General features: G+C 42.3%; 6 protein-coding genes. 5 read left to right on the top strand and 1 reads right to left on the bottom strand.

Features of this window, described 5'->3' with window-relative positions; all coding sequences use genetic code 11:
- Positions 1–77: 77 nt before the first annotated feature.
- Positions 78–1,409: a glutamate-5-semialdehyde dehydrogenase gene (locus H5T88_09395; GenBank protein MBC7330557.1), complete on the bottom strand. Its 1,332-nt coding sequence runs from the start codon at positions 1,407–1,409 to the stop codon at positions 78–80.
- A gap of 282 nt (positions 1,410–1,691) precedes the next feature.
- On the opposite strand from H5T88_09395, the gene H5T88_09390 reads away from it, so the two are divergent.
- From H5T88_09390 to H5T88_09370, 5 genes are read left to right on the top strand one after another with little or no spacing between them, the layout of a single operon-like run.
- A complete protein-coding gene (locus tag H5T88_09390; protein MBC7330556.1) occupies positions 1,692–3,239 on the top strand; it encodes an N-6 DNA methylase in 1,548 nt (515 codons plus the stop codon).
- The gene (locus tag H5T88_09385; GenBank protein ID MBC7330555.1) at positions 3,236–4,510 is read left to right on the top strand and encodes a restriction endonuclease subunit S; all 1,275 of its coding nucleotides are present in this window, start codon (positions 3,236–3,238) and stop codon (positions 4,508–4,510) included. The genes H5T88_09390 and H5T88_09385 overlap by 4 nt, the downstream gene beginning before the upstream one ends.
- Positions 4,511–4,525: 15 nt before the next feature.
- The gene (locus tag H5T88_09380; protein MBC7330554.1) at positions 4,526–5,905 is read left to right on the top strand and encodes a hypothetical protein; all 1,380 of its coding nucleotides are present in this window, start codon (positions 4,526–4,528) and stop codon (positions 5,903–5,905) included.
- Between the two features lie 8 nt (positions 5,906–5,913).
- On the top strand, positions 5,914–8,955 hold the full coding sequence (locus H5T88_09375) for an HsdR family type I site-specific deoxyribonuclease (protein ID MBC7330553.1): 3,042 nt from the start codon (positions 5,914–5,916) through the stop codon (positions 8,953–8,955).
- The gene (locus H5T88_09370; protein MBC7330552.1) at positions 8,952–9,434 is read left to right on the top strand and encodes a DUF45 domain-containing protein; all 483 of its coding nucleotides are present in this window, start codon (positions 8,952–8,954) and stop codon (positions 9,432–9,434) included. Before H5T88_09375 ends, H5T88_09370 begins: the two co-directional genes overlap by 4 nt.
- The last annotated feature ends 3 nt before the right edge of the window (positions 9,435–9,437 follow it).

Raw genomic sequence — 9,437 nt, 5'->3', positions numbered from 1 at the left:
GCCTCGCAATCTCATGTTGTCCACCCGAAGACGAGAGTGGCTAAATCAACACAGGTTCGCAAAGCGAGAGCAATGGGTTATGTCCTAATCTGCCCCTCGCCGTAGACCACCCATTTATAAGATGTCAACTCCCTCAGCCCCATTGGTCCACGAGCGTGGAGCTTCTGTGTGGATATCCCTATCTCAGCTCCCAAGCCGAACTGCCCGCCATCCGTGAAGCGAGTGGAGGCATTTACATAAACCGTTGACGCATCCACCTCATCGCAGAATCTCTTCGCAGATGTCACATTTGAAGTTATTATAGCCTCCGAGTGCTTGCTCCCATACTTATTAATATGAGCGATAGCCTCGTCAAGGGAATCAACCACTTTAACTGCGAGGATTAGGGCGAGATATTCCGTATACCAATCCTCCTCCGTAGCTGGCTTTGCTTCGGGGAATAACTCCCTCGTCCGTTCGCATCCTCTTATCTCCACTCCCAACTCCATCAGCTTTTGGAGACAACGAGGAAGGAATTGGGGAGCGATATTTTTATGGACGAGAAGCGTTTCCATAGCGTTGCAAACCGAGGGGCGTTGACACTTCGCGTTTATCACTATTCTCTCCGCCATCTCTATATCCGCGTCCTCATGGACATAGGTATGGCAGTTTCCCACGCCGGTCTCTATCACAGGGAGGCGAGCGTTTTCCAAAACGGATTTTATCAATCCCGCTCCTCCTCGGGGTATCAGGACATCCAGGTATTCGGATTGGCGCATCAAAGCAAGGGCGCTGAGACGAGATGTATCCTCTATGATTTGCACTGCATCAGGTGGCAGAGCGGTCTCACTTAAAGCCTGGCGCATTATCTCAACTAAGCAAACGTTGGAACTAATCGCCTCCGAACCACCACGCAGAACAACGCAGTTCCCCGCCTTCAGGCATAGAGTGGCGGCGTCAACAGTTACATTCGGGCGCGCCTCATAGATTATCCCGATAACACCCAAGGGAACCCTTACTTTCTGGATGACCAATCCATTTGGTCTTTTCCAACCCTCTATTATCTCTCCAACTGGGTCGGGAAGAGCGATTACTTCCTCAATGGAATCGCAGATATCTTTTAATCTTTTTTCGTTCAAGGCGAGGCGGTCTATGAGATGGGGAGGAAGTCCTTTCTCTTTAGCTCCGTTTATATCTTTTTCATTTGCGGAAAGGATTTCCTCTTTTCTGCTCCAGAGGGATTCAGCGACCTTCTTCAAAGCCTCGTTTTTCTCGCTCGTGCTCGCAATAGCCATTTTATAAGACGCTTCCTTTGCTTTTCTCGCTTTTTCTTTCACTGCTTCCATTATGCTTTCAGGAATTTCCATAGAAAACAACCTCCTTCTCTTCGGGTTGATGGAGAAATCTTTTTCTTGAATTATTATAGCCATAAAATTTAGAATCCTCAAAGATTTTGATTTCATGGTGAGATTGCTTTGTCGCTTCGCTCCTCGCAATGGCAGTAAGAGGGTGTCATTGCAAGGGCTCTCAAAGGGAGCCCGTGGCAATCCCTTGCCGATTGTCACTGCTTTCTATAGGCAATCTCCAAACCGACATAATATATATTCCCGTTTCCACCTTCATTTATTGATTTGTCAAAAGATGAGAAAAATTGATAAAATTAAATATATAAGTGAAGCATTTGCGAGATTAAAAGGCGGTGAAATTTCTACATGAAACAAAATCAAAAAACCCTCTTTAAAAAGACACTTAGCAGAGACGAACTCAACTCCCTCGTAGATAGAGCAGCCGACCTCATAAGAACCGCAGTTGATTACAAGTTCATCCTTATCCTCCTCTTCCTCAAACATATCAGCGACCGCTGGAAAGCGGAAACTGAAGAAACAAAACGGCGACTAATTAGAGAAGGCTTGGATGAGAGCATCGCCGTTCGCGAAGCCGAACATCAAGACTATCACACCTTCCACATCCCAAAAGAACTGTTATGGGAGGAAATAACGAAGGATACTAAAGCTCTCCCCGAAAGGCTGGCGGAAGCGATAAGTGAGATTGCTAAACGCAATCCAGAGCTTGAAGGCGTCATCAATAGAATGAATTTTCTTGAATTCGCGAGAAATGAGGAGAACAGAATCCTCCTCCAAAGGCTCGTCCAGCTCTTCGACCAATACAATTTGGGTGGGGATGGAGTCTCTCCCGATGTTTTGGGCGATGCCTATGAGCATATTTTGATGAAGTTCGCCCCCCAAAGAGCTAAGGAGGGTGAAATTTACACTCCAAGGGAAATAATAAGATTGATGGTGGAGATATTGGACCCTAAGCCTGGGGAAAGCGTCTACGACCCTTGCTGTGGCTCGGGCGGTATGCTTATTGTTTCCTATCTATATGTGAAGGAAAAATATGGAAAGGAAGACGCTAATAAGCTTTTCCTTTATGGGCAGGAGAGAAATCCCGATATTCACGCTATTTGCAAGCTCAACCTCTGGATGCACGATATAGGCAATGGCTTAGTTTATTCGGGAGATACGCTGAGCTTTCCCAAAACAAAGAGGGAAGACGGAACCTTGACCCAATTTGATGTAGTCATCGCGAATATCCCCTGGAATCAGGATGGATATGGGGAGGAGACTTTAAGGGAAGTTGAGCTAAGCGAGAGGTTTTCCTTTGGTTATCCGCCTGATAACAGCGCTGATTGGGCGTGGATACAGCATATGCTCGCTTCGGTGAAGGAGGATGGAAGAATTGGGGTCGTTGTTGACAATGGGTGTCTTTTCCGGGGAGGGAAGGAGAAAGCTATAAGGCAGAAGATAATTGACTTGGATTGGGTTGAATGCGTTATTCTAACGCCGGAGAAGCTATTCTACAATACGGGAGCTCCAGGTGTGATAATGATTTTCAGGGAGAATAAACCCTCCGAGAGGAAGGGGAAGTTGCTCTTTATCAATGCCAGTAAAGAATTTATTCCCCATCCCACGATAAGGAGATTGAATTCGTTATCGGAGGAGAATATTGAAAGGATAGTGCGAGCATATAGGGAGTTTAAGGATGTCCCGGGGTTTGCGAGGGTCGTGGATAGGGAGGAAGTTGTCAGGAATGATTACAATCTTAATGTCACGCTATATGTGATGCCAGTTGAGGAAGAAGAGGAGATAGATATAGAGAGGGAATTCAGCGAGCTGAAGGAGATGGAGAGGGAAAGGGAAGAAATAGAAAGGAAATTAGAGGAATATATAAGGGAAATTATAAATTTGAAAAGGAAATGAGATTTTATAAAGAAACAAATTTCAAGGACACACAAATCGGAAGAATTCCTAAAGATTGGGAAGTGGTGAGGTTAGGAGATATAGCATCAAATGTATATTACGGAATCACAGCAAAAGCTGTGCAAGAAAGAACTCAGCTAAGAATGTTAAGAACAACTGATATCAAGAACTACAAAGTTGAATGGGATAGTTTACCCTACTGCCAAATTACTGAACAAAGAAAAGATATTCAAAGGTATTTTTTGCAAATTGACGACTTGATCGTCTCGCGCGCAGGGACTGCAGGTATGTCAGTTTTGGTTGACAAACATTTAAAAGATGTTATCTTCGGCTCATACTTAATTAAAATCAGGTTAAAAGACAATGGCTACCCCAAATATTTGCACTTCTTCTTCCGTTCAAGATTTTACTGGAACCACATACTTTCAGGGCATGCCGGCAGCACGCTTAAAAATATAAACTTACCCGTTTTAAAATCTACCCCTATTATCTTACCTCCTCTTCCCGAACAGGAGAAAATCGCTGAGATTCTCTCAACTGTTGATGAGGTAATCCAGAGAACAGAGGAGATAATAGCCAAGACGGAACGATTGAAAAAGGGATTAATGCAAGAACTTCTAACGAAAGGAATCGGTCATAAAGAATTCAAAGATACCCAAATCGGAAGAATCCCTAAAGATTGGGAAGTGGTGAGATTGGGAGATATTTCAACTATTTCATCTGGAAACACAGCACCCCAAGAGAAGAAGTACTTTGAGAAAGGTAAATTCCCATTCATTAGAGTGCAACATTTAAATGAATTAGCAAAGGGAAAATATACTGTCCATTTTGACCTTATAAATGAAAGAGCTGTTTCGGAATTAAGGCTTAAAAAATTTAAAAAGGGAGCAATCATTTTCCCCAAAAGTGGCGAATCAATAAAACTTGAAAAGAGAGCAATGCTAATAGAAGATAGCTATGTTGTTAACCATTTGGCTGTCATAAACCCACTTTCTAAAGGAGTAAATAATTTGTTCCTCTTTTATTGCCTTTGTCGCGTAAAGACAAGCGAATACTTGACGCAAACCACGATGCCTTCGCTAAACCTTGCTACAATAAAGGGATTTTTGCTTCCCCTTCCCCCTCTTCCCGAACAGGAGAAAATCGCTGAGATTCTCTCAACTGTTGATGAGAAAATTGAGATTGAAAGAAAGATAAAGGAGAAATTGGAGAGAATAAAGAAGAGTTTGATGGATTTGCTCCTAACAGGGAAAATTAGAGTGAGAATATAGGAGTATGATACATGAATGGTTGAGAAAATAACGGATGACAAAAGATTAATCGCATCTTTGCAAAAAGTTGCTTTTGTCGCTAAGCAAGTTATAGAGGAGGCCATAGCTGACCAAACGATAAGCCTCGAGCTTACACCCTATCAGCGCAAAAACTTAATATTAGGATGGTCAGAAGGACTTTTCTATAAACCAACTTTAAAGTTTAAAATCGGCTTTTCGATGGGGAGGCTTATAGACCAGATAATCAATCGCGAAGAGTCCCGTGAGGCTTTGAACATTTTAAGCGCAGCTTATAGCAAAGGCGAAGGACACTTAAGGTTATTCATTGGTATGTTAGCAGACCAGTATTTAAAACAATACGAAAAGGAACAAAAAATAGAAGATTCAATCGTGCAAGACTTGATAAATCGCTTCTTAAAAGAAATCAAGGGAGAACCATTAAAGTACTGGGCGAAAGTAATATTGCTGGGTGTTAGGTTGGAGACTGAAAAGGTAACCCCTTTCCAATGGATAGTTTTGCGAAAACCAAGGGAAGAAGATATTTGGATAGAATCACCTGTCCCAGCGTTGGTACCTGAACCTCCTTCATTATACGCGTTTACGGAATTTACCATAATGGATATAGAAATTGAAACCACTAATGGTAAAGCTCTCACGGATAAAATAGAACTAATATCTAAATTTTTAAGGCTTTTCAGAGTTGGTGGCGTCAAAACAGTGCATACTTTTATGACTTCAGAGGCACTTAGTATGGTGCCCAGCCAATCCTTTCCGTTAAACTACTTACCGCCACCAACGCCCCCTTACACAGTTAGAGAAGAAGACGAAGAAAGATTAAGGAATTTCTGGGGGAAAATAGAGAAACCCTTGCTAAATTTATATAACCCAACGCAGGCTCAAAATAACAAGTTAGAGCACATTTTCGTTGCAAATACCTTCTACGAAGATGCCCTATTGAGGGAGGGGCGCTTTGAAGAGAGAGTTGCAAAGGTAGTGATGGGTTTAGAAGCCCTGCTTATGCTTGAAGAACAAGAAGCTTCTTACCGTCTTCGCTTAAGAGCAGCTAAGCTTTTGGGATTATTAGGTTTTGATGCAGTTGATGTAAAAAATAGACTCAGGGAGGCTTATAAAATCAGAAGCGGGTATGTCCACGGGGAATTTCTCTCAAAGGAGCAAGAGAAATCTATATCAAACAAATATGGTGACCAACAAGCTTTCTTACATACTATTTTAGATTACTTAAGGCTTCTAATAATTACATCCTGCCTATGCAAAATGAGCAAAAACAAATTAGTGAAGTTATTAGACGACGCTTTCGTTGATCAAAACAAGAATGATGAACTTGTAGCCAACCTTTCCGAAGCTATTAAAATCGCTAAGGAAGTAAAGGAGTAAGACCATCTATGCCTTACACCGAAAAGGGAACTGTAGAGGATTTCATAGTTGAAGAGCTCAAAAAGCTCCGCTGGAGATACGCCGAGCCGGACGAAATAAATCAGCTCAGAGAAGATAATCTCAGCGAGCCAATCCTCACCCGCTCCCTCAAAAACGCAGTCCAGAGGTTAAATCCAAAATTCTCCTTCACCGAATCAGACCTTAGTTACATTCTTTCTTACCTAAGAAACCTCCCAGCTAATATTGTAGGAATCAAGAGTTTCCTTGATATCCTCAAAAACGGGCTCCTCGTCCCCCTTGAAAGGGAAAAGAAAGAGCAAGTTGTGAAGCTCCTTGATTTTGAAAACATCCAAAATAACGAATTCATCTTCACTCGCCAATTTACCCTTGAAGATTTGACTGGCTCCATAAGAGCCGATGTCCTCCTATTCATAAACGGCATTCCCCTTGTACTCATTGAATGCAAAAGCCCAACAAGGGAAGAAGTCGGCTGGCTTGACGCCTACAGACAAATCAAACGCTACGAGTATACTACCCCCGAGCTCTTCAAATATGTCCAGTTCTCTATCGCCACTGATGGCATAAAAACCCTCTATTTTCCAAATTCCTTTGCCGAGGAAAGCGAGGAAAAGGACCTCCTCTCCGAATGGAAAGACCCCTATCCCTTTGAGCCCACTCAATTCAAGGATGATTACCTCAAGATTACTATTTATGGTATGCTTTCACCTTTTAACCTCTTAGACCTCCTTGAAAATTTCCTCTTCATAAGACAGAAGGAGGATAGAGTTTCCAAAGTCCTTGCCCGCTATCAGCAATTCAGAGCAAGCAATAAGATTTTCCGAAGAGTCATTGATACATTAACCGGTAAGGATGATAAGAAATTCGGTCTCATCTGGCACTGGCAGGGCTCGGGGAAAACCTACACAATGGCTTTCTCCGCTTGGAAGCTTTACCATTCTCCCGAAGCGGAAAGACCGAGCATATTCGTTATGGTTGATAGAAAAGACCTTGAAGAGCAAATCGAAAAAGATTTCGCCTTCATAGGCATTCCCATTGAGAGAATCGGCTCAATCAGAGAGCTCATAGAGACATTGAAATGGGGAAGTGAAGGAAAAAGAGGAATATTTCTCGTAACTGTTGAGAAATTCAGCCCCAAGGAATTTCTTGAATTAGAGAATATTGGCGAATCGTTAAAAATAGAGAGGGAAAATGTGATAATCTTAGCAGATGAGGTGCATAGAACACAATACGGAAAGTTCCGAACCCTCTGGAGCAGTATATTCAAGAATGCCTTCGTCTTCGGCTTCACAGGAACCCCACTCTCCAAATCGGATAGAAACACATTCCAAAAATTCTGTCCGCCTGATGAGCTTTATCTTGATAGATATTCTATGGCTGATTCCCTCAGGGATGGGTTCACAGTCCCGCTCTCCTATCAAGCGAGACTGCCCGATTATCACCTCAAACTTGAGGAGCTCGAGCAGTTCGCAAGATTTGAGGAAGAGGAAATAGAGACCCTATCTCCCGAGGAAAAGAAAGAACTGAGGAAAAAAGTAAAGGTCATAAAAACCCTTGCAAAAAAGCCGGAAAGAATTAAGGCAATTGCTGAAGATATCGTTTCCCATTTCAGGGAAATAGTAGAACCCACTGGCTTGAAAGCTATGCTCGTGACAATAGATAGGGAAGCCTGCGTTTGCTACAAAAAGGAAATTGATAAGCTTCTCCCGTCCGAGGAAAGCGAGATTGTGATGACATTCAATCCAAACGATAACGAGCTAATAAGAGATTATTTTCTTAAATTTACGAAAGAGTATTCAACCACTGATATAAAACAAATCCACGAGCGCATTATCAACAATTTCAAAATCAGGGAGAATCCCAAAATCCTCATCGTCACTGATATGCTCATAACTGGCTTTGATGCCCCTATTTTGTGGTGTATGTATCTTGACAAACCCTTGAAGGAGCACAGGCTTCTGCAGGCAATAGCGAGGACAAATAGACCCTACTCAACGAAAGGCTTCGGGCTGATTTGCGATTATATCGGCGTTTTGGAGGAACTCCAAAAAGCCTTATGCCAATTTGAGGCTTCGGATTCAGCCGAGCTAAAGACGGTTATAAGGGATTTAACACAAGAAAAGAAAGATTTTGAAAGGCTTCTTAACGAAATATTGAAAATTTTTGAAGGAATAAAGAAAGAGGATACCTGGGAAAGCTTACAATCTGCATTGGAGAAATTGGTCACTTTAGAAGAGGGAAAAATTTTTGAGGAAAAGATGAGAAAATTGATGAAGTGCTATGAGATGCTCGGCGGTGAAGATTTCTTGCTGCCTTATCTCCGAGACTACGATTGGTTGGTCAAAGTATTCATCGCCTACAATAAAAAGTTCAGAAGGGCAAGCCTTGATGAATTGAAAATAGAGGAACTCTCAAGGAAAACAATTCAGAAGATACAAAGAACAATGGATGTAGACGAGATAGAGAGGGCTTTTCCGACCTTGGAGATAAATCAAGAATTCATTAAACATCTACAAAGCCAAGTTCAGAAGAATCTCGGCTCGGCAATTGATGCCATTACAAGTATGCAAAAAGATGTCAGAACACAACTCGCCAGCCATCCATCTTCCTCTTTCCTTTTAAATCTGAGCAAGGAGATTGAAGCAACATATGAGGCATTGAGGTTAAAGAGACTAAGAGTTGAGGAAGCCTATGAGAGGATTTTGGAGTTTGCGAAGCAAATATCCGATTGGAAACAGGAAGAAAAGGAGATAGGAAAGGATAAACATCCTATATTTGAGGCTATAAAATCCCGCCTTCCCCAGGTGGAAAAGGAGAAGGTTTTGGATTTCGTGAACAGGCTTCTATCAACACTTCGGGATAAAAAGCTTCTCTTTAAGGGTTGGTATTTGCAGAAATCGGTGAGCGTTCAGGTGAGAATAGAGGTTCGCATTCGTCTTCTCAGCTGGCTTAAGGATAGGGCTTATGATGAGGAACTGATTAACGGATTGCATACCGCGATAATGGAGGCTTTGAAGGAGGTTGGAGAATGAGGGAGGTATCGGTTTTCGGGCAAAATTATAAAGTTGTCGCGAGGGAAAGCAAAGAGGAATCGGCAGAGTTGAGAGATGGTTTATTGCTTTTGGAAACGGGAGGGAAAGCTGAGGATTATATAATAAAAGAGTTCCTAAGGGGTCTACTCTATCGCCAATTAGTGAAAACATTTGAGGAATTGAAGCAGAGGGGAGGGATTGAGATATATGGAAATATTGATTTTAAAGTGGTGGATAAGATAGACAGAAACCCGAAAAGGGTGGCGAAATTGAAGGGGAATAAGATATTCGTGAAGATCAATGTCGTTCTTCTGCCTTTGAGATTGGTGGAATATATCGTCGCTCATGAGATGGCTCATCTGTTCGTGAAGAGACATACGAAAAGATTCTGGAAAATCGTTGAGCGGCTGCATCCCGACTACGAAACGAGCCACAATCTCTTAGTGCAAAGTCTTCCCTTGATTGAGAAACCGCTATAAGTT

The sequence above is a fragment of the bacterium genome, from assembly GCA_014360495.1.
Taxonomy (GTDB): Bacteria; Armatimonadota; JACIXR01; order JACIXR01; family JACIXR01; genus JACIXR01.
Note: the sequence above shows the minus strand (reverse complement) of the source record. Positions and strands in the feature narration are given on the sequence as shown.